Genomic DNA, 19,380 nt, shown 5'->3' with positions numbered 1-19,380 from the left:
GCATCTCAGGCGCGGCTGGTGCCGGAGGGTTTGGCCAGATCGGGATCAACCAGATTCAGCTTCGAGAACCGCTCTTCGATCTGGGCGCGCTGGCTTTTGGGGTAGGCATCCAGCGGCGGCAGGCCACCTGCCAGTGCAAACAGCATGACATCGCGTGCAATCGGGGCTGCCGCGGTCGAGCCGCCCATCCCGTGTTCGACCACCACCGAGACCGCATAGCGCGGATTATCGACCGGTGCGTAGCATACGAACAGCCCGTGATCGCGGCGCTTCCACGGCAGCTGGTCATTGCGGATCACCCCGCGCGCCCGTTCGGCGGCGGTGATGTTCCGCACCTGACTGGTGCCGGTTTTGCCCGCCATACGCCATTCGGCCTTGACCACTTTGGATTTGGCCGCCGTGGCATGGACACCATTGACCACCGCGTCCATCCCGCGCCGGACATTATTGAGCATGGCGTCCGGCATGTTCAGATGTGCGGGCTCGGGGCGGGGCACTTCGATGCCGTTCTTGGACTTGATGATATGGGGCGTGATTTCCTTGCCCGAGGCGATCCGCGCCGCCATGATGGCCAGTTGCATCGGCGAGACAAGCACATAGCCCTGACCGATCGAGGCGTTGACAGAATCGCCCACCTGCCAGTCCTTGCCGTAGCGCTCGCGTTTCCAAGCGCGGGTGGGGGCGATCCCGTCTTTCACCGCCGACATCGGCAGGTCCGGTTTCTGCCCGAAGCCAAGCCGTTCGGCCATGGCCGACATCCGGTCGATCCCGACCCGCTGGGCCAGTTCGTAATAATAGCAGTCGCAGGACTGTTCGAGGCTCTGCATCATGTTCAGATAGCCGTGGCCCGCATGTTTCCAGCAGTGGAAACGGCGACCGGAAATTTCGGTAAAGCCGCGGCAATAGATTTTCTCGTCCGGCGTCACCAGACCGGCCTCCAGCGCGGCCAGCGCCGTGACCATCTTGTAGGTGGAGCCCGGCGGGTAGAGGCCCTGCACGGTCTTGTCGGCCAGAGGGCGGTGGTCATCTTGGGTCAGGGTCTTGTAATCATTGACAGAGATGCCACGCACAAAGAGGTTGGCATCGAAAGACGGGGCCGAGGCGCAGGCCAGCACATCGCCATTGGTTACGTCGATCACCACGCAGGCGGCGGATTCATCGCCCATCCGTTGCAGGGCGAAATTCTGCAATTTGTAATCCAGCGTCAGTTGCACATTCTCGCCCGGCGTGCCCTCGCGGCGGCCAAGCTCGCGCATTTCGCGGCCCGCGCTATTGACCTCGACCTGACGCTGACCGGCTTTGCCGCGCAATTCGTCTTCCAGTTTGGCTTCAACGCCCAGTTTGCCAAGCTGGAAGCCCGGCAGCATCAGAACGGGGTCGGGGTTCTCGATCTTGGACAGGTCATAGTCGGAAACCGGCCCGACATAGCCCAGAATATGTGCGAAATCCTCGTGGCGGGGGTAAATGCGCGACAGCCCCACCTCGGGGGTGACACCCGACAGGGCCGGCGCATTGACCGCCACGCGCGAAAACTCCTGCCAGCTGACACGGTCGGCCACGGTCACCGGCACGGTGCGCGGACGTTTGCGCAATTCGGCCAGCATATCCGTGACCTGTTCATCGGTCATCGGGATCAGCTCGCGCAGATCTGCCATCACCCGATCAAGGTCATCGACATCCTCGCGCGTGATCGAGATTCGGTAAAGCTGTTCATTTCCGGCAATCAGCAGGCCATTCCGTTCGTAGATCAGACCGCGCGTGGGGGGGATCAGCCGGAACTTGACCGAGTTGCCCTCGGCCAGCATCCGGTAATTCTCGGAATCCTCCAGCTGCATCTTGCGCATCCGCATGGTGAGAATGCCCATCACACCAAGCTGGATGCCGCCCAGCATGAGACCGCGCCGTGTGATGCGGCCCTGACTTTCCCGGATCGTCTTTTCGGTCTGTTTCATGCGCTGTCCTTTTCAGAAAATCCTGACAGGAATATCGGTGCGGGCACGGGGCGCGTGCCCGGGGGAAGGCGGCCTTGCGGGCTAGACACTATGGCCCAGATCATCAACCTCGCCCGGAACCGCCCGCTTGAGCCCGAAGGCCAGCCGCGACAGTCCGATCACGACCGGATAGGCGATCAACGTGGTCAGGGCCTGCAGCAGGACACGCCCGAGCGGCGGTTGGTCAAGCATCAACACGGTCATGACCAGACGTTCCAGCAAGACCATCGCCACAAGAATAACCGCAGTCATCGCGATTTCGACGGCAAAGGGCATCTCGCGCAGGCGCAATTCGCGCTTGCGCAGCCATTCGGTGGCCAGAAGCACGATCAGGGTCCACAGCCCCGGCACCCGCCAGAACACCAGATCCTGCACGAAAAACACCGCGATGATCAGCAGGGCGGGCACATAATCGGGGCGGCGCTGAACCCATGCCAGAGCGAAGGCAAGGGTCAGGTCGGGGCCGGGAATGCCGTGATAGGTGGGCGAAACGGGCAGCAGCCGGATGAAGATGATGGCCGAGGCGATCACCAGAAACAGGCATCGGTGCATCCATATCCGCGAGGTCAGCGGGTCAACCATTGCTTTGCCCGTTCTGTGCCTGCGGGGCTGGTGGCAGCGCCTGCTGTTCGCTGTCGATCTTGCCGATCGGGGGCGGGATCAGCGCCCCGACGCCTTTCAGCTGCTCTGCCGGATGCGACCGCAGCACCTTGAGATATTCGAGGCGCTCGTAATCGGCAGACAGCCGGACGCGCAGCCGACCGTTGCGCTCGACAACCTGTCCGACCAGCAGACCGGCAGGGAACACACCGCCATCGCCCGAGCTGACCACGCGGTCACCGGCCTGAATACGGTCGGGATGTTCAAGGAAATCAAGCGGCGGGAAAGGCGAGTTGTCGCCCGACATGATCGCTCTCTGGCCCGAAGGCTGCAAGGTCACCGGAATGCGCGAGGAGGAATCGGTCAGCAGCACCACCCGCGAGGTGGTCTTGCCGACGCCCGAGATACGCCCCACAAGCCCCAGACCATCCATCGTCGCCCAGCCATCCACGATCCCGTCGCGCGAGCCGATATTCAGCAGCACCGACTGCCGGAAGGGCGAGCCGCTATCGGCCAGCACCACGCCCGACACCGAGGTCAGCTTTGGATCAAGCCGGACATTGTTCTGTGCCAGAAGTTTGTCGTTTTCCTGCCGGAGCTGGACGGCGGCCTCTTTCCACGCCTTCATCTGCTGCAACTCGCGGCGCAGTTCCTGATTCTGGTCGTAAAGCCGTGCGTAGGACTGGAAGCCCTCGACCATATCCAGAAACTTGGTCACCGGCACCATCGCCCAGTCAAAGGTCGGAACGTATCTGTCGATGAAGGCCGAACGCAGCCGCTCGACACGCGGGTTATCCACGCGCCACAGAATGACCGTCGCCACAAGGGCGAGTGCGAGAATGGCAATGACAATCCGGCGCAGCGGGCCGAGATAGTCCTCTTCGTCGCGGTGTCTTGCCACGTCCTTCTCCGGAAGCTGGGTGAGCCTTGGCCGTATCTCATGCCGATCAGGCGAGGTATATAACGAAAACGGGCGCCCCGCTCAACGCAGCAGACGCCCGCCCATGATCACATTCGCACGCGAGGCAGCCTTAGCTGTCGAAGTCGATCACGTGACGCAGTTGTTTTTCATATTCCAGCGCCTTGCCGGTGCCCAGGGCCACACAGTTCAGCGACTGGTCGGCAATCGAGATCGACAGGCCGGTCTGTTCCCGCAGCGCCAGATCCAGTTCGCCCAGCAGCGCGCCGCCCCCCGTGAGCATGACGCCACGGTCCACGATATCGGCTGCCAGATCCGGCGGGGTGGTCTCCAGCGCCTGCATCACGGCATCACAGATCTGCTGCACCGGCTCGGCCAGTGCTTCGGCGATCTGGGCCTGGGTGATCTCTACCTCTTTCGGCACGCCGTTCAGGATGTCGCGCCCGCGCACCGAAAGCGATGCGCCACGCCCGTCATCGGGCATGCGGGCCGACCCGATGGTGGTCTTGATCCGCTCTGCGGTGGCTTCCCCGACAAGCAGGTTCATATTGCGACGCAGATAGGCGATGACCGCCTCATCCATCCGGTCGCCGCCCACACGCACCGAGCGGGCATAGACGATATCGCCCAGCGAGAGCACTGCGACTTCGGTCGTGCCGCCGCCGATATCGACCACCATCGAGCCGGTGGGATCGGTGATCGGCATGCCCGCGCCGATGGCCGCCGCAATCGGTTCGGCAATCAGACCGGCGCGGCGGGCACCGGCGGAGATCAGCGACTGACGGATGGCGCGTTTTTCAACGGGGGTTGCACCTTGGGGCACACAGCAGATGATTTTCGGTTTGGACAGGGTCGAGCGGCGGTGCACCTTGCGGATGAAGTACTTGATCATCTCTTCGGCGCTGTCGAAATCGGCAATGACGCCTTCGCGCATCGGCCGGATGGCTTCAATGGACCCCGGCGTCCGGCCCAGCATCAGCTTGGCATCCTCGCCCACGGCCAGAACCTGCTTTTTGCCGTCCTTGACGTGATAGGCTACAACGGAGGGCTCGTTCAGTACGATGCCACGCCCTTTCACGTAGACAAGCGTATTCGCCGTCCCGAGGTCGATCGCCATGTCCGATGAAAAGATTCCGCCCAAGCTAACCATGTTTCGTCCTGCACTGCCCTGTAAATGCCTTGGCGACTCAGGTGGTCGCCCCCAAGCCCGTATAGTCAAGGATGACGAGGGCGGAAAGTCTAATTGCCCTCACGACATTGCAATGATGCACCTATCCGCCCATCACATGGTTGCGAGTGGCCTATACGCGATATTCAGCCGGTAAAAGGGCGGGATTCCGCGCGAAAACTGTCACTTTCCGAACATGCCTGAAAATCACGCGATGGTGTCGGACCTCGGGCTTTTGCTGCGGGTTGGGGTCGGGCAGGAGGGGACATGACCAATAGCATGATCTGGACAGGGACCGCGCAGATCCGGCCCGCCACCGCCACCACCGGACGTATCGCTGCGATCGAATGGGCGAAAATCGCTTTCGCACTGTCGATTGTCTGCCTGCATACGGGGATATTTGCCGACCTGTCCCGCCCGCTGAATATCCTGATCGGGAATAATTTCGCACGGCTGGGTGTGCCCTTTTTCTTCTTCGTAACGGGGTTCTATTTCCAGACGCAGGTTGCACGCGGGATCACGGGATTGCTGCGCCGGATGGCGGGGCTTTATGTGATCTGGACGCTGGTCTATATGCCGTTCTGGTTGCCGCAGGCCAATATGCAGCTTTTCGTCACCAATCTTGTGGTGGGCTACTGGCAGCTCTGGTATCTGTTGGCCGCCCTGATCAGCGCGGTCATGCTGTCTCTTGTGCGGGGGCTTTCCGCCCGTATGCTGCTGGCGCTGGCCTTGGCGATTTTGGCGCTGGGGGCGGTGCTGCAATATGGGCAGCGGGTGGACCAAAGCCCCGCCTTTGGCAGCTTGCCCATTTCGGCAGACGGGGCGCTGGCGCGTAACTTCCTGTTTTTCGCGTTTCCGTTCATGGCATTGGGAGATGTGACCGCGCGTTTTTCGGGCGCTTGGGCCCGATTGGGAAAGACAAGAAAACGCGTGATTTTCTGGGCGGCTGCGGGTTTGTTCGTGCTGGAAGTCGGGGTAAACGACTTTTTGTTCAATGCCGTTGGTCCGTTCGATATCTTCCTGTCCAGCGCGGCCTTCATCTCGTTCCTGTTCCTGACGCTGCAAAGCCGGAATTGGGGCGGAAGGGGGCAGGTATCCTCCGCGTGGTCCACGGGGATCTATCTGGTGCATGTGCTGTGGATCGATATTCTGGCGCTGATCGTGCCGGATCTGCCCTATCTGGCCAAGGGGGTGGCGGTGATCGCGCTATCTCTGGCCTCTGTGCCGCTGTTGCGCCGGATCAATCGGGCGGTGCCCGTGCTTTAGAGGGCTAGGGCGCAAGACAAACGGCGCGGAAAACTCCGCGCCGTCATCCGTTGTTGTAATCGGTCAGGTCACTCTTTGAACGACACTGTTTTCATATCGGCATCCGGTGCTGTCTTGGTGCGGCGCACGATCAGACGGTTGAGCGCGCCGACATAGGCTTTGACCGAGGCCAGAATGGTGTCGGTATCGGCGGCCGAGCCGGTCACGATGCGGCCATCCTCTTCGAGACGCACCGAAACGGTGGCCTGTGCATCGGTGCCATCGGTCACGGCCTGCACCTGATAGAGCTTCAGGCGCGCGCCATGCGGGAAGATCTGCTTGACCGCGTTGAAGCAGGCATCTACGGGGCCGTCGCCTTGGCAATGCGCGGTTTTCTCAACGCCATTCACGGTCATCACCAGATCGGCCTCTTGGCCGTCCGACCCGCAGATCACGCGCAGTTTCTTCACTTGCAGATGGTCTTCGCCGGTATTGGCGGCGCTATCGGTCATCAGCGCGATCAGATCCTCGTCATAGACCTCTTTCTTGCGGTCGGCCAAAGCCTTGAAGCGCACGAAAACGTCCTGCAACTGGTTATCGGCCAGATCGTAACCCAGTTCCTTCAGCTTCGAGCGCAGCGCGGCACGGCCCGAATGCTTGCCCATCGCGATATTGGTTTCGGTGATGCCGATATCGGCGGGCTTCATGATCTCGAAAGTCTCGACGTTTTTCAGCACGCCATCCTGGTGGATGCCCGATTCATGCAAGAAGGCGTTCTTGCCGACGATCGCCTTGTTGAACTGCACCGCAAAGCCCGAAACCTGACTCACACGACGCGAGAGGTTCATGATCTTGGTGGTGTCGATCTTGGTCTGATAGGGCATCAGGTCGCGGCGGACGCGCAGCGCCATGACGACCTCTTCCAGCGCGGTATTGCCCGCACGTTCGCCCAAGCCGTTGATCGTACATTCGATCTGGCGGGCCCCTGCCGAGACAGCGGCCAAGCTGTTCGCCGTCGCCATGCCGAGGTCATTGTGGCAATGGGTCGCAAAGATCACATCCGACGCGCCCGGAACCTTTTCCAGGAGCATGCGGATGATCTCTGCCGATTCGTCGGGCAGGGTGTAGCCCACGGTATCGGGGATGTTGATCGTGGTGGCGCCCGCCTTGATCGCGGTTTCGACCACGCGGCAGAGATAGTCCCGCTCGGTGCGGATCGCATCCATCGCCGACCATTGCACGTCCTCGCAGAGGTTGCGGGCATGGGTGACGGTCTCGAAGATCCGCTCGACCATCTCGTCCTGATTGAGCTTGGTGATCTCGCGGTGGCTGGGCGAGGTGCCGATGAAGGTATGGATACGGGGGCGGGCGGCGTGTTTCACGGCCTCCCAGCAGCGGTCGATATCCTTGTAATTGGCGCGGCTGAGGCCACAGATCACCGAATTCTTGGCGTTTTTCGCAATGTCGCTGACAGCGGCGAAATCGCCTTCGGACGCGATCGGGAAGCCTGCCTCGATAATATCCACGCCCATTTCATCGAGCAAACCGGCGATTTCGAGCTTTTCGTTATGGCTCATCGTCGCACCCGGCGATTGCTCGCCGTCGCGCAGGGTGGTGTCAAAGATCAGAACTTGGGAATTATCGGTCATGTTCGCAGCCATGGTTGTCTCCTCGTAAACGGCTCTTAACGCGATTGGACCCCGATGGCCAGCAATCCGCTTGGGCATCGGGTGGCTTGGGCGCTGGCTACCTCCGAGCGGTCGCGCCCAAGGGCACGCTCAGAGGCGCGTAAGAAGAAGGAGAAGGCCGCGCAGCGCGCCGGCACCAACCGTCGGGCCACGCCCTTGGGCGGCCTGCGAGGTGAAAGTATTTGCGCTGCATGTCATCATGGGCTGGACTATAGGCATCAGATCCGTATTGAAAAGCGAAAAATGGCCGTATCGGTCCTTTTTTAGGGTTGAATTCATGCTGCACTGCGGCAATTTCAGGTAGGGAGCAGTAGGGGGCAGCGATGCGCGCATTGATCATCGGCGATACGGGCGGGATAGGCGAGGCCCTGCGGGACCGTCTGGAGCGGGGCGGGCACGAGGTCTTGGGCCTTTCGCGCGCCCGTGACGGTTTCGACATCTCGGAAGAGGCCAAGATCGAGGCGGTCATATCGGGGCTGGATGGCACGTTCGATATGGTGGTCATCGCGTCGGGCATTCTGGGCACACCGGAAAAGTCGCTTGCGACGCTGAAAGCCGACGAGATGATGCGCCTTTTCGCGGTGAATGCGATGGGGCCTGCCTTGGTGATGAAACATGTCACCCGCCTCTTGCCGAAAGACAGCCGCGCCCATCTGGCAGTCCTGTCGGCGCGGGTCGGCTCGATTGGCGATAACTATCTGGGCGGGTGGTATTCCTATCGTGCCTCCAAAGCGGCGCTTAACCAGCTTGTGCGCACGGCCTCTATCGAATTGCGGCGCAAATTTCCCGAACTCGTGGTGGCGGCGCTGCATCCCGGTACGGTCGCCACGGCCTTCACCAGCAATTACACGATGGATAAGGTTTCGCCGGATGAGGCGGCAGAACGGCTGCTTTCGGTGCTTCAGGGTTTGACGCCGGAACAAAGCGGTGGTTTCTGGGATTATTCCGGCAAATCAGTAGAGTGGTGAACATATGAAGACGGCGATCGTGACAGGGGCGGCCTCGGGGATCGGACGGGCGATTGCGCTGCGTCTGGTCAAGGAGGGGTGGCAGGTTGCGGCGCTGGATATCGACGAGGCCGCGCTTGCGACCTTACCACATGAGATGGCGCTTTGGGATTTTGCCTGCGATCTGGCCGATGAGGCGTCGGTGAAATCGGCGGTGGAGCAGGCGGGGTTCGACCGGCTGGATCTGCTGGTGAATAATGGTGGTCCCGCCGATCCGTTTTCCGGCCCGATCGAAACTATGACGCTGGCCGATTGGGATCACTGGATCGAACCGCATCTGACAGGCACCTTCCTGATGGTGCGCGAATGTGCGCCCGCCTTGCGCGCGGCGCGGGGGGCTGTGGTGAATATGGCCTCCACCCGTGCCATCCAGTCGCAGCCGCAGACCTATGGTTATGCTGCCGCCAAAGGGGGCGTTGTGGCGCTGACCCATGCGCTGGCGGTCGGCATGGGGCCGGATGTGCGGGTGAATGCCATCGCACCGGGCTGGATCGATACGGTGGGCGAGCCGCTGTCCGCGCGCGATCATCTGCAGCATCCGGCGGGCCGTGTGGGCACGCCCGACGATATCGCCGAGGCGGTGCTCTATCTGGCGGGGGCGGGTTTTGTGACAGGGCAGGTTCTGCCGGTCGATGGTGGTATGACGCGTCGGATGATCTATGAAGAATAACCCGCGTCTGGTTCTGGTGCTGGGGGACCAGTTGACGCTTGAGGGCGCGGCCTTGCGTGCCGCCGACAAGGCGCGCGATGTTGTCGTCATGGCCGAGGTTCGCGCCGAGACCGATTATGTCGGCCACCACAAACAGAAGATCGCGCTGGTCTTTTCTGCCATGCGCCATTTTGCCGAAACCCTGCGGGCGGAGGGCTGGCAGGTCGCCTATACGGCGCTGGAGGATGCGGGCAATTCCGGCTCGATCACGGGCGAGCTTCTGCGCCGCGCCGAGGAGTTTGGCGCAAAATCGGCGGTGACGATTGCGCCCGGAGAATGGCGTTTGCGGCAGGCGCTGGAAGACTGCCCGATCCCTGTGGTGCAGCTGCCCGATGACCGCTTCCTCTGTTCCGAAGCCGAGTTCGCTGATTGGGCCAAGGGTCGCAAGTCCCTGCGGATGGAGTATTTCTACCGCGAGATGCGCCGCAAGACGGGCCTCTTGATGGAAGGCGATGCCCCCGAGGGCGGTAAGTGGAATTACGACGCCGAGAACCGCAAGCCCGCACAGGCCGATCTGTTCCGGGTGAAGGCGCCGCAGTTTGCCTCCGATGAGGTCACGCGGGAGGTGCTTGATCTGGTGGCGCGGGAGTTTGCGGATAACTTCGGCGGGCTGGAAGGCTTCAACTGGGCGGTAGATCGGGCAGGGGCGCTTGAGGCGCTGGATCATTTCATCGCGCATAATCTGGCGGATTTCGGGACCTATCAGGATGCGATGCTGGAAGATGATCCGCTGCTGTATCACTCGCTTCTGTCGCCCTATCTGAACCTCGGGCTTTTGGGACCGCTGGAGGTCTGTCAGGCGGCGGCCCGCGCCTATGCGGCGGGGGATGTGCCGCTGAATTCGGCGGAAGGGTTCATCCGGCAGATCATCGGCTGGCGCGAATATGTGCGGGGCATTTATTTCCATGAGGGGCCCGATTATACCTCGCGCAACCATCTGGACCAGCACCGCAAGCTGCCTTGGGCCTATTGGGGCGGCGAAACCAAGATGAACTGCCTGTCCCATGCCGTGGCCCAGACCCGCGATCTGGCCTATGCCCATCATATCCAGCGGCTGATGGTCACCGGAAACTTCGCGCTTCTGGCAGGGGTGGACCCCGCGCAGGTGCAGGAGTGGTATCTGGCGGTCTATATTGATGCGTTCGAATGGGTCGAGGCGCCCAATACCGCAGGCATGAGCCAGTTTGCCGATGGTGGCGTGATTGCCTCCAAACCCTATGTATCCTCGGGCGCCTATATCGACCGGATGTCGGATTATTGCGGGTCTTGCGCCTATTCGGTGAAGGCAAAAACGGGCGAGGGGGCTTGCCCGTTCAATCTGCTCTATTGGCACTTTCTCGACAGAAACCGAGAGAAATTTGCCAATAACCCCCGTATGGCTGTCATTTATCGATCATGGGACAAACGAAAGCCCGAAGATCGTGAAACGATCCTCGGGCAGGCGGAAGTCATGCTGAACAAGATCGCGCAGGACGCGTTTTAATCCAGACCCGCGATGATCGCGCGCAGGGTCTCGATGCCCACGCCTTTGTCAGACGATGTCAGGATGATCTCGGGGTGAGCCGCCGGATGTTTGGCCAGAGCGTTCGAGACCTGTTGGAACAGGGCCTCATGATCCTTGGCGTTGATCTTATCGGCCTTGGTCAGCACCACTTGGAAGGTGACGGCGGATCTGTCCAGAAGCGACAGGATCTCTTCATCCACAGCCTTCACCCCATGGCGCGAATCAATCAGCACGAAGACGCGGCGCAGGGTGGGGCGGCCCGCCAGATAGGCGCGCAGCAGCTCTTGCCATTTCTTCACGACCGGCACGGGCGCTTGCGCAAACCCATAGCCGGGAAGGTCGACCAGATAGGGGCCGTCCTGCGTGGTGAAGAAGTTGATTTCTTGCGTCCGGCCCGGCGTGTTCGAGGCGCGCGCAAGGTTCTTACGACCCGTTAGCGCGTTGATCAAAGACGATTTCCCGACGTTGGAACGCCCTGCAAAACAGACCTCGATCCGGTCGGCAGGTGGCATGCCCGACATTGCCACAACGCCTTTGAGAAATTCGACAGGCGCAGCAAACATCAACCGGCCACGTTCGGCCGCGAATTGCTCGGGGGCGGGGGCTTCCTTGAATTGGATTTGCATCAGATCACCTCGATTGTGCTGCCGGTCGCGATTTCACCGGATTTCGTGACACGCACGAAAACCCCTAGATTGGTATGCCCATACTGGTCTTTGAGCAATTTGAGAAGATCCTGGTCGCGTTCTCCGGTTGCAGGATTGCCGTCGGGGGCACGGCAGCGGCCCACAGGCTCGACCACTTCCAGCTCTGCTTCGCCCATGCGCAGCCGTTGGCCGATCAGGGTTTGCTCATACATCGGGGCCCAGTTTGACACCCAGAGATTGGCGCGGAAACGACGCATATCCAGATCGCAGCCACAGGCCTCCGAGACCTCCCTGAGCGACGCGGTCCCGATCAGCGAGAGCACGGGCGTGCTCTGGTCGGTCAGCGGCTGGTCTTTGGCCTTGGCCAGAACGGTCGGGCGGGGACGGTGCTCGGGCCAGAGATCCGAAATCCACGCCAGAAACTCGGCCTGTCCTTCGGGTGTTTCCGGATTGAAACATATCTCTGGCTTTGCCGGATGGCGCAGGCAGAACTGGTTTTCAAGGGTCTCATGTGTGACGGCCATCAGATCGGGAGCGGAAACCCCGACGAGGAAGTTCATCTTCCGCGCCCAATCCGTCCGGCCCGCATGGGCCTCGATCTTTGAGCCTTCATGCAGCACGCCCCAGACCCTGTCCAAAGGCAGAGCGCGCCCCTCGGTGAGGGACGCGCTGCTGATGGCTTCCGCCCCGATCGATTTGATCGGATGGCGGAATATGTTGCTTAGAGTGCCGATCATTTGGCCTTTCCGCCGGACTTCTTCGCGAAGCTCGACTTGATATTGCCGAAGATATCGGGGCGTTTCCCGTGCATCGACATGATCGTGTATTGCTGGATGAAGGTGATCGTGTTGTTCGCGATCCAGTAGAGCACGAGGCCCGAGGCAAAGCTGCCCAGCATGAACATGAAGATCCACGGCATCCACGCGAAGATCATCGCCTGGCTCTTGTCGGCGGGGGCGGGGTTAAGCTTTTGCTGGAACCACATCGACACGCCCAAGAGGATCGGCAGGATGCCGAGGCTGAGGATGAAGAGGAAGTTACCCGGCTCTGGCGTGCCCCACGGCAGAAGGCCGAAGAGGTTCAGTATCGAGGTCGGATCGGGGGCCGAGAGGTCATGGATCCAGCCGATCCACGGCGCGTGATACAGCTCGATCGTGACATAGATCACCTTATAGAGCGAGAAGAAGATCGGGATCTGCAGCAGGATCGGCAGACAGCCCGCAGCGGGATTGACCTTGTTCTTCTTGTAAAGCTCCATCATGCCCTGTTGCAGCTTCTGGCGGTCATCGCCTGCGCGCTCTTTCAGGGCTTCCATCTCGGGTTGCAGTTCCTTCATCTTCGCCATCGAGATGTAGGATTTGCGCGCCAGCGGGAAGACGATCAGCTTGATGATACAGGTCAGTGCGATGATCGCCCAGCCCATATTGCCGATCGCGGCATGCAGCCAGTGCAGCAGCCAGAAGATCGGTTTGGTCAGGAAGTAGAACCAGCCCCAATCGATGGAGTCGATGAACTTCACGATCCCCAGATCGTCCTGATAATGCTTGATGACCTCATATTCCTTTGCGCCCGCAAAGAGATAGGTATCTGCCGACTGGGTGGCCCCGGCGGCAACCGTCATGACCGGCAAGCGGGTTTCGGTCTGGTAGATGTCGGACTGCTCGCCGGAATATTTCACGACCGAGGTGAAAGGACCGGTTTTCGGCGCAAGCGTCGTCATCCAGTATTTGTCGGTAAAGCCGGTCCAGCCGTTATCGGCGACCGAGATCAGCTCCGCCTGACCTTCACCGGCGCTCTGTTCGAGATCCTTGAACTTCTTGTATTTGATCTCTTCCAGCTTGCCATCGCTCATCCGCACGGCACCTTCATGCAGCACATAGGTCGATTTCGACGGCGGCAGACCGTGGCGGGCAATGATGCCATAGGGCGCCAGACGCACCTCCTGATCGGTGGTGTTCTCGACCGATTGCTGGATGGTGAACAGGTAATCCTTGTCGACCGAGATCGTGCGATGGAAGACAAGACCGGCTCCGTTATCCCATGTCAGGGTCACAGGCGTTTCGGGGGTCAGCTTGGCTCCGTCCGGAGCGGACCATACCGTGCGCGGGCCGGGCACCTTATCTGCGGAATAGCCGCCAGCGGGAAGCCAGCCATAGACCACGTAATAGGGTTTGGCAGCATTGGTGTCGTCGCCGCCAACCGGTGCAAGAAGACGCACATCGGGCGAATTCTTGTCGAGTGTTTCTTTATACTTTTCAAGCGAGAGATCGTCGAAACGACCACCCAGCAGCGAGATCGAGCCCTTCAGGTCGGGGGTCTCGATGGCGATCCGCGGGATCTGGGCCAGCTGGTCGCTGGTGGCGGTGGCCACGGCATTGGCATCCTGCGTCGCTTGCGCCAGTGCCTCCGGCGTGGGGGCGATGCTCGGTGCGGTGGCCGAGGCGGCCTGATCCGAGACGGTTTCACCACCCTCCGGATTTGTCGTCTGCTCCGGTGGGAAGAAGACTGTCCAGCCGATCAGCACGAGCGCAGAAAGCACGGCTGCGATGATGAGGTTCTTGTTCTGGTTTTCCATGGGCGATGGGATCCGTCTGCCTTTCGGGAAGTCGCTCCGGTTCAACAGAAGGGGGGGCAAAAGGTCAAGCCCTTTCCCCCCGTTCCGTGACTTCCAGACGGAATTCGTGATGACGACACCGGTTTTTAGCTGCCGCGCCGGGTATTCAGGCGCGGCGTCTGTTCCAGCTTGGCCATGTGACGACTGATCCAGTCATGGGTGTCTTCCAGCGGCATGGGGGTGGCAATGCCGCGGCCCTGCACATGGTTGCAGCCCAGTTGCGAGAGCATCGCATGTTCGCCGATCGAACTGACACCCTCGGCAATCGTCTGGATGCCCAGACCCTCGGCCAGCGAAATGATGGCGGCGACAAGGCGTTGCTGTTCGGCGTCGTGATCCACATGGGCGACGAAGCTGCGATGGATGCGGATCCGGCCCGCGCAGGCATTGCGTACCGAATTGATCGAGGCGGGGCCATTCCCAAATCCGGCCAGTTCGATCTTGCACCCCATTTTGCGACAGGCGCTGAGCGTATGCGAGATCATGTCGTCATTGAGCTTCGAGACGATGTCCTGTTCTAGCACCAGACGGATCTGGTCGGCGGGCAGTTCGAAACGGTCGAATTCCCATTGCAGGCGTTCGGGCATTTTCGGATTGGTCAGCAGCTCTTCATTGATCGGCAGGGAGATGATGCCCACCAGTTCCTCGCGGGCATTCCATTCTTTCAGGGCATGGAACACCTGAAACATCATCACCTCGTAAAAGCGCGTGCGCAGATTGGCGGCGATGACGGCGGGCATGATGTCGGTCTCACCCAGCACGCCTCGTTCGCGGTGCAGCCAGCGCGGCATGGCCTGCATCCCGGAGATCAGGCCGGTATCCGTGCAGATCTGCGGCTGGAAATAGGCAACGATCTCACCGTTCTCGAGCGCATCCCCGACCTCTGCCGACAAAGCCGTGCGGATTTCTGCCGTGCGACGGATCTCGTTCGAATAGGCACGGATTGCCGAAGGCCCGTTGCGCGAGGCTTCCTCTGCAGCGGTTTCGGCCGCTTCCAGGATCGACACGGCATCGGATCCGGGACTACGGTTCATCTGGCAAAAGCCCAGATGGAATGTCGGTGACAGGCTGCGACCGGCAATCGACAGGGGTTCTTCGAGCGTGCTTTGCAGGCGCACCGAAAGCTGGATCATGCTTTCCAGATCCGGATTGGGCGTGGGTTTCAGCATCACCATGAAACGCGCACCGCCAAGGCGGGCGATGTAATCCGAATCCCGCAAGACCGAGCGCAAACGCTCTGCTGAGCGGCGCATCACATCGTCGAATTCACGGGTGCTGGTATTGGCAACCAGATTTTGCGGTTCGTCCACGCAGATCACGAAGCAGGTCGACAGCCGGTTGCTCTGCCGCGCTTCGGTCATGATCTTGTCCATCATCGGCAGGGCCAGTTCGCGGAGCGGCAGGCCGGTGGCCGGATCGAGCGTGTTCATCTCGATCTCTTCGCCGGGCGTGATGGGGCGGGTCATCCAGCCCACAGCCAGAGCGGTGACGCCAAGCAGGACCATCGCTTCAAGCCCGATCCAGTAGCCTGCGAGAAGGATAGCCGGAGCAAAGGCTATCATTTCCCGTCGCATGAGAATCGGGCCACCTTTGGGGGCGGACTTGCGATTCTGTTCCTTCGACATCACCATACCTCGTCAAACGGCGCATAAATTAATGGCCATAGTCTTAGGTCGGTTTTGTCAGTGTTCGGTTAATCGTGGTGGCGTAAATCGGGGATGTTATCGTTCAAATTTGAACCATCCTGCGGTTTGAGGGCCAATCCGGCAAAGTCGAAAAGCCCCGTGTCCAGCAGGTGGGAAGGGCGCGCATTCATCAACGACCGGAACATCACCTGACGCCGTCCGGGCCTGTTTTTCTCCCAGCTATCAAGGAGTTGCTTGACCTGCTGGCGTTGCAGCCCGTCCTGACTTCCGCAGAGGTCGCACGGGATGATCGGGTAATTCATATCGCGGGCGAATTTCTCGCAATCCTCTTCGGCGACAAAGGCCAGAGGGCGATAGACGAACAGATCACCTTCTTCGTTTACCAGCTTGGGCGGCATGGTCGCCAAGCGTCCACCATGAAAGAGGTTCATGAAGAAGGTTTCCAGAATATCGTCGCGGTGGTGGCCCAGCACAACGGCCGAACAGCCTTCCTCGCGCGCGATGCGGTACAGGTTCCCGCGACGCAGGCGCGAGCACAGGGCGCAATAGGTCTTGCCTTGCGGCACCTTGTCCATCACCACGGAATAGGTGTCCTGATATTCGATCCGGTGCGGAACCCCCATTTTTTCAAGGAATTCCGGCAGAACCGTCGCAGGAAAGCCCGGCTGTCCCTGATCGAGGTTGCAGGCAAGGATCTCGACCGGCAGAAGCCCGCGCCATTGCAGCTCGTGCAGCACGGCCAGCAGGGTGTAACTGTCCTTGCCGCCCGACAGGCAGACCAGCCAGCGCGCGCCGCGTTCGATCATCCCGTACTGCTCGATCGCCTCGCGGGTCTGGCGCACGATACGCTTGCGCAGCTTCTTGAAGGCCGTCGTCGAAGGGGCGTCGGCAAAGAGCGGATGGATCGGGGCGTCGTCATCGTCCAGCATGGTCATGCTCCTTTGCACAATGGCATTTTGCGTCATGGTCGGGGTCGGCGCCCGGCACGGGGTCATAGCCGAAGCCGCCCCACGGATGGCAGCGCAGGATACGCCTGATGCCCAGATAGCTGCCCTTGAACGCGCCATGCAGGGCGAGGGCGTCCAGCATATAGGCGGAACAGGTCGGCTGATACCGGCAGCCATTACCGACCCACGGGCTGGCCACCAGCCGATAGGCCCGTACCGGCAGCGCCACGAGATGGGCCAGAGGGCTCATCCGTCCGAACCGGTCGTCGACGGGCCGGAGGCGGATCTGCCTTTGCCGCGGCGCGGGCCGCGCGGGATATCGGGCTTCGGGCCACGCGGCTTGGGTGGGCGGTAATCTTCGGCATGGACCCGTGCGAGGGCGCGGATCAGGTCGTCCTGCATCGCTTGGAAATCATGGGTTGCCGTGGCGTCTGCACGCCCGATCAGCACATAATCCCAGCCGGGCTTGCCATGCACCGGCAGCACCAGTCGGGCAATCTCGCGCAGCCTGCGCTTGGCGCGGTTGCGTGCAACCGAATTGCCGACCTTTTTGGAGCAGGTAAATCCGACGCGCGCCAACAGGGGGGAGACGGGCTCCTCCGCACGCTCGCGCGCCTGAAGCAGGCCTGCGGCCATGCCCTGCCGCCGTGCGGACGCCGCACGCAGGAAATCCGCCCGTTTGCGCAGGATCGCCACAGGGGTAAGCGCATCGGCTGCGCATGAAGAAACCGCCGGAGCTGTGCCCGCGCGCTGACCTGAGGGGTCTGTCACGGAAGCGTCCGACGGTGTCATAGGATTAGCCTGTTACCAGTCGCTGCGGCTTATGCCGACAGCGACTTCCGGCCTTTTGCACGGCGTGCATTCAGGACCTTGCGGCCACCTTTGGTTGCCATGCGGGCACGGAACCCGTGGCGACGGGCGCGAACGAGGTTCGAGGGCTGAAAAGTGCGTTTCATCGCTTAACTCCGGGTTCTGATACGGTAGGGCAACACGACGCCAAACGGATTCGGCTGCCGCTCATATTCGAGGCCCGGTCTTTAGTCAGGATAGGACCACAAGTCAATTCACCCGGGGCAGTTTTTTGCCGATAGCAGCGAAGTTGATGACGAAATCACGAGATTTCGGGGCTTGGTCTCTTTTGTCTTTGGCAATCACGCCCTATTTATCGCAAGAAAGCAACAATATTTGCAGACGTTTCCTGGTGTAATCGTCGCGGAGTCACCCGAGACAGGTATGAAGATCAACTCGCTTTCTGGCCGATTTCTTATCCTGACGACGATCTTCGTTGTCCTGGCAGAGTTGTTGATTCTCTTGCCGGGGATTGCCACCTATCGGGAAAACTATCTTTTGACACGGCTGGAGCGCGCCCAGATCGCGTCCCTGTCGCTGCTGGCGACCGACCAGTCGACCATCGATCCGGATCTGGAAAACGAACTTCTGGCGAATGCGGGCGTCTATAACGTCGTTTTGCGCCGCGATGCGGTGCGGCAGCTGGTGCTGTCCTCGCCGCTGCCCGAGGCCATCTCGGGCACCTACGACATTCGTGATGCGTCGCATTGGACGCGGATCAGGGATGCGCTGAAGATTCTGATCGACCCCGAGAACCATATCATCCGCGTGGTGGGCGAGCCGGTGCAGCAGGGGGGGCAGGTGATCGAGATCACGCTCGATACGCGTCCGATCCGGATCGGAATGATCGAATATGGTCTGCGTCTTTTGACGTTGTCTGCTGTGATTTCGGGCATCACGGCGGTGCTTCTGTTCGCTTTGGTGCAGCGTTTGATGGTCGCCCCGATCAAGCGGCTGGTGGCGCATATGGCGTCTTACTCCGAGGCTCCCGAAGACAATCGCCGTATCATTGCCCCCAATGCCCGCATCCAAGAGCTTCGCGTGGCGGAGGATGCCTTGGCGGATATGCAGACCCAGCTGACTGCCGCCCTGCGCCAGAAAGAGCGGCTGGCCCAGCTTGGGCAGGCCGTGGCCAAGATCAGCCATGATTTGCGCAATATCCTGACGACGGCGCAGCTCTTTGCCGACCGTATGGAATTTTCCGAGGATCCGGTTGTAAAGCGCGCCGCGCCGAAGCTGATCAATTCCATCGGGCGGGCGGTCAATCTTTGCGAGACGACGCTGGCGTTCGGGAAGGCCGAAGAGCCGCCGCCTTCGCTGTCGCGCTTCATGCTGGCGCCGCTGGTGGCCGAGGTGGTGGAAAGCGAGCAGTCGCTGGAAGGGGCGGGGCTTGTCGATTTTATCGTGGATATCGCGCCGAATCTGACGATCCGCGCCGACCGCGAACAGCTCTACCGTGTGATCTCCAATCTTGTGCGCAATGCGCGGCAGGCGCTGGAGGCCACGGGCGAACATGGCACGATCGAGGTGGGGGCCGGGGAGACCCGTGATGAGTGGTGGATCCGCGTGCAGGATACCGGTCCGGGCCTGCCTGCGAAAACCCGCGAGCATCTGTTCCAGCCCTTTACGGGCGGCTCGCGAAAAGGCGGCACCGGTCTGGGGCTGGCGATTTCTGCCGAGTTGATTCGTGGTCATGGCGGGCGGCTGGAGCTGATGCGCAGCGACGAAACCGGAACGCAATTCCTGCTGCATCTGCCGCAGGAGCTTTCCATGTAAGGCATTTGGGGCGTTCGTCGCGTAGGGAATCGCGGGCGGAATGAAAAACTTTCATTTTCCCTCTTGCGCC

18 protein-coding genes are annotated in these 19,380 nt (G+C 61.0%); 5 read left to right on the top strand and 13 right to left on the bottom strand.

All coding sequences use genetic code 11. The features are described from left to right. Positions 1-5 precede the first annotated feature (5 nt). The 4 genes from mrdA to RPE78_RS03120 form a co-directional block, all read right to left on the bottom strand. Positions 6-1,952, bottom strand: coding sequence for a penicillin-binding protein 2 (gene mrdA / locus RPE78_RS03135; protein ID WP_406721221.1), 1,947 nt, complete (start codon positions 1,950-1,952; stop codon positions 6-8). An 81-nt stretch (positions 1,953-2,033) separates the two neighbouring features. Next, positions 2,034-2,573 (bottom strand): rod shape-determining protein MreD, encoded by a 540-nt coding sequence (locus RPE78_RS03130; RefSeq protein ID WP_339108042.1) that lies wholly within the window; start codon positions 2,571-2,573, stop codon positions 2,034-2,036. Then, entirely contained in the window at positions 2,566-3,492 is a 927-nt protein-coding gene (gene mreC, locus RPE78_RS03125) for a rod shape-determining protein MreC (RefSeq protein WP_339108041.1), read from the bottom strand. The genes RPE78_RS03130 and mreC overlap by 8 nt, the downstream gene beginning before the upstream one ends. Before the next feature lie 130 nt (positions 3,493-3,622). Beyond that, positions 3,623-4,660, bottom strand: a complete 1,038-nt coding sequence (locus RPE78_RS03120) for a rod shape-determining protein (protein WP_339108040.1) — start codon at positions 4,658-4,660, stop codon at positions 3,623-3,625. A 285-nt stretch (positions 4,661-4,945) separates the two neighbouring features. Between RPE78_RS03120 and RPE78_RS03115 the strand changes: the two genes are divergently transcribed. After that, on the top strand, positions 4,946-5,944 hold the full coding sequence (locus RPE78_RS03115; protein ID WP_406721220.1) for an acyltransferase family protein: 999 nt from the start codon (positions 4,946-4,948) through the stop codon (positions 5,942-5,944). Between the two features lie 68 nt (positions 5,945-6,012). On the opposite strand, the gene RPE78_RS03110 is transcribed toward RPE78_RS03115, so the two are convergent. After that, the gene (locus RPE78_RS03110; protein ID WP_339109537.1) at positions 6,013-7,572 is read right to left on the bottom strand and encodes a 2-isopropylmalate synthase; all 1,560 of its coding nucleotides are present in this window, start codon (positions 7,570-7,572) and stop codon (positions 6,013-6,015) included. A gap of 362 nt (positions 7,573-7,934) precedes the next feature. Between RPE78_RS03110 and RPE78_RS03105 the strand changes: the two genes are divergently transcribed. The 3 genes from RPE78_RS03105 to RPE78_RS03095 are packed head-to-tail and all read left to right on the top strand — an operon-like array spanning position 7,935 to position 10,810. Then, positions 7,935-8,579: an SDR family NAD(P)-dependent oxidoreductase gene (locus RPE78_RS03105; protein ID WP_339108038.1), complete on the top strand. Its 645-nt coding sequence runs from the start codon at positions 7,935-7,937 to the stop codon at positions 8,577-8,579. 4 nt (positions 8,580-8,583) lie between these two features. Further along, complete coding sequence (locus RPE78_RS03100) at positions 8,584-9,288, top strand: SDR family oxidoreductase (protein ID WP_339108037.1); 705 nt, start codon at positions 8,584-8,586, stop codon at positions 9,286-9,288. Continuing rightward, a complete protein-coding gene (locus tag RPE78_RS03095) occupies positions 9,278-10,810 on the top strand; it encodes a cryptochrome/photolyase family protein (protein ID WP_406721219.1) in 1,533 nt (510 codons plus the stop codon). Before RPE78_RS03100 ends, RPE78_RS03095 begins: the two co-directional genes overlap by 11 nt. Here the strand turns inward: RPE78_RS03095 and yihA are convergent. From yihA to rpmH, 8 genes are all read right to left on the bottom strand, one after another. Then, complete coding sequence (gene yihA, locus RPE78_RS03090) at positions 10,807-11,457, bottom strand: ribosome biogenesis GTP-binding protein YihA/YsxC (RefSeq protein ID WP_406721218.1); 651 nt, start codon at positions 11,455-11,457, stop codon at positions 10,807-10,809. The genes RPE78_RS03095 and yihA overlap by 4 nt on opposite strands. Beyond that, positions 11,457-12,215: an MOSC domain-containing protein gene (locus tag RPE78_RS03085; protein WP_406721217.1), complete on the bottom strand. Its 759-nt coding sequence runs from the start codon at positions 12,213-12,215 to the stop codon at positions 11,457-11,459. The genes yihA and RPE78_RS03085 overlap by 1 nt, the downstream gene beginning before the upstream one ends. Then, positions 12,212-14,053: a membrane protein insertase YidC gene (yidC, locus tag RPE78_RS03080; RefSeq protein WP_339108033.1), complete on the bottom strand. Its 1,842-nt coding sequence runs from the start codon at positions 14,051-14,053 to the stop codon at positions 12,212-12,214. The genes RPE78_RS03085 and yidC overlap by 4 nt, the downstream gene beginning before the upstream one ends. 125 nt (positions 14,054-14,178) lie before the next feature. Next, positions 14,179-15,666, bottom strand: a complete 1,488-nt coding sequence (locus RPE78_RS03075) for an EAL domain-containing protein (RefSeq protein ID WP_406721216.1) — start codon at positions 15,664-15,666, stop codon at positions 14,179-14,181. A gap of 119 nt (positions 15,667-15,785) precedes the next feature. Next, on the bottom strand, positions 15,786-16,667 hold the full coding sequence (gene ttcA, locus RPE78_RS03070) for a tRNA 2-thiocytidine(32) synthetase TtcA (RefSeq protein ID WP_339108031.1): 882 nt from the start codon (positions 16,665-16,667) through the stop codon (positions 15,786-15,788). After that, complete coding sequence (yidD, locus tag RPE78_RS03065; RefSeq protein ID WP_339108030.1) at positions 16,654-16,935, bottom strand: membrane protein insertion efficiency factor YidD; 282 nt, start codon at positions 16,933-16,935, stop codon at positions 16,654-16,656. The genes ttcA and yidD overlap by 14 nt, the downstream gene beginning before the upstream one ends. Beyond that, complete coding sequence (gene rnpA / locus RPE78_RS03060) at positions 16,932-17,456, bottom strand: ribonuclease P protein component (protein ID WP_406721215.1); 525 nt, start codon at positions 17,454-17,456, stop codon at positions 16,932-16,934. Before rnpA ends, yidD begins: the two co-directional genes overlap by 4 nt. Before the next feature lie 50 nt (positions 17,457-17,506). Next, the gene (rpmH, locus tag RPE78_RS03055) at positions 17,507-17,641 is read right to left on the bottom strand and encodes a 50S ribosomal protein L34 (RefSeq protein ID WP_339108028.1); all 135 of its coding nucleotides are present in this window, start codon (positions 17,639-17,641) and stop codon (positions 17,507-17,509) included. A 277-nt stretch (positions 17,642-17,918) separates the two neighbouring features. On the opposite strand from rpmH, the gene RPE78_RS03050 reads away from it, so the two are divergent. Next, positions 17,919-19,310 (top strand): HAMP domain-containing sensor histidine kinase, encoded by a 1,392-nt coding sequence (locus RPE78_RS03050; RefSeq protein WP_339108027.1) that lies wholly within the window; start codon positions 17,919-17,921, stop codon positions 19,308-19,310. Positions 19,311-19,380 lie beyond the last annotated feature (70 nt).

The organism is Thioclava litoralis, from assembly GCF_045278885.1.
Lineage (GTDB): Bacteria > Pseudomonadota > Alphaproteobacteria > Rhodobacterales > Rhodobacteraceae > Thioclava > Thioclava litoralis.
Note: the sequence above shows the minus strand (reverse complement) of the source record. Positions and strands in the feature narration are given on the sequence as shown.

What these genes read in the sequence shown, in the direction of transcription:
- mrdA (WP_406721221.1), bottom strand. Translation starts at nt 1,952, where the DNA reads ATGAAACAGACCGAAAAGACGATCCGGGAAAGTCAGGGCCGCATCACA.
- RPE78_RS03130 (WP_339108042.1), bottom strand. Translation starts at nt 2,573, where the DNA reads ATGGTTGACCCGCTGACCTCGCGGATATGGATGCACCGATGCCTGTTT.
- RPE78_RS03120 (WP_339108040.1), bottom strand. Translation starts at nt 4,660, where the DNA reads ATGGTTAGCTTGGGCGGAATCTTTTCATCGGACATGGCGATCGACCTC.
- RPE78_RS03115 (WP_406721220.1), top strand. Translation starts at nt 4,946, where the DNA reads ATGACCAATAGCATGATCTGGACAGGGACCGCGCAGATCCGGCCCGCC.
- RPE78_RS03110 (WP_339109537.1), bottom strand. Translation starts at nt 7,572, where the DNA reads ATGACCGATAATTCCCAAGTTCTGATCTTTGACACCACCCTGCGCGAC.
- RPE78_RS03105 (WP_339108038.1), top strand. Translation starts at nt 7,935, where the DNA reads ATGCGCGCATTGATCATCGGCGATACGGGCGGGATAGGCGAGGCCCTG.
- RPE78_RS03100 (WP_339108037.1), top strand. Translation starts at nt 8,584, where the DNA reads ATGAAGACGGCGATCGTGACAGGGGCGGCCTCGGGGATCGGACGGGCG.
- RPE78_RS03095 (WP_406721219.1), top strand. Translation starts at nt 9,278, where the DNA reads ATGAAGAATAACCCGCGTCTGGTTCTGGTGCTGGGGGACCAGTTGACG.
- yihA (WP_406721218.1), bottom strand. Translation starts at nt 11,457, where the DNA reads ATGCAAATCCAATTCAAGGAAGCCCCCGCCCCCGAGCAATTCGCGGCC.
- RPE78_RS03085 (WP_406721217.1), bottom strand. Translation starts at nt 12,215, where the DNA reads ATGATCGGCACTCTAAGCAACATATTCCGCCATCCGATCAAATCGATC.
- yidC (WP_339108033.1), bottom strand. Translation starts at nt 14,053, where the DNA reads ATGGAAAACCAGAACAAGAACCTCATCATCGCAGCCGTGCTTTCTGCG.
- RPE78_RS03075 (WP_406721216.1), bottom strand. Translation starts at nt 15,666, where the DNA reads ATGCGACGGGAAATGATAGCCTTTGCTCCGGCTATCCTTCTCGCAGGC.
- ttcA (WP_339108031.1), bottom strand. Translation starts at nt 16,667, where the DNA reads ATGCTGGACGATGACGACGCCCCGATCCATCCGCTCTTTGCCGACGCC.
- yidD (WP_339108030.1), bottom strand. Translation starts at nt 16,935, where the DNA reads ATGAGCCCTCTGGCCCATCTCGTGGCGCTGCCGGTACGGGCCTATCGG.
- rpmH (WP_339108028.1), bottom strand. Translation starts at nt 17,641, where the DNA reads ATGAAACGCACTTTTCAGCCCTCGAACCTCGTTCGCGCCCGTCGCCAC.
- RPE78_RS03050 (WP_339108027.1), top strand. Translation starts at nt 17,919, where the DNA reads ATGAAGATCAACTCGCTTTCTGGCCGATTTCTTATCCTGACGACGATC.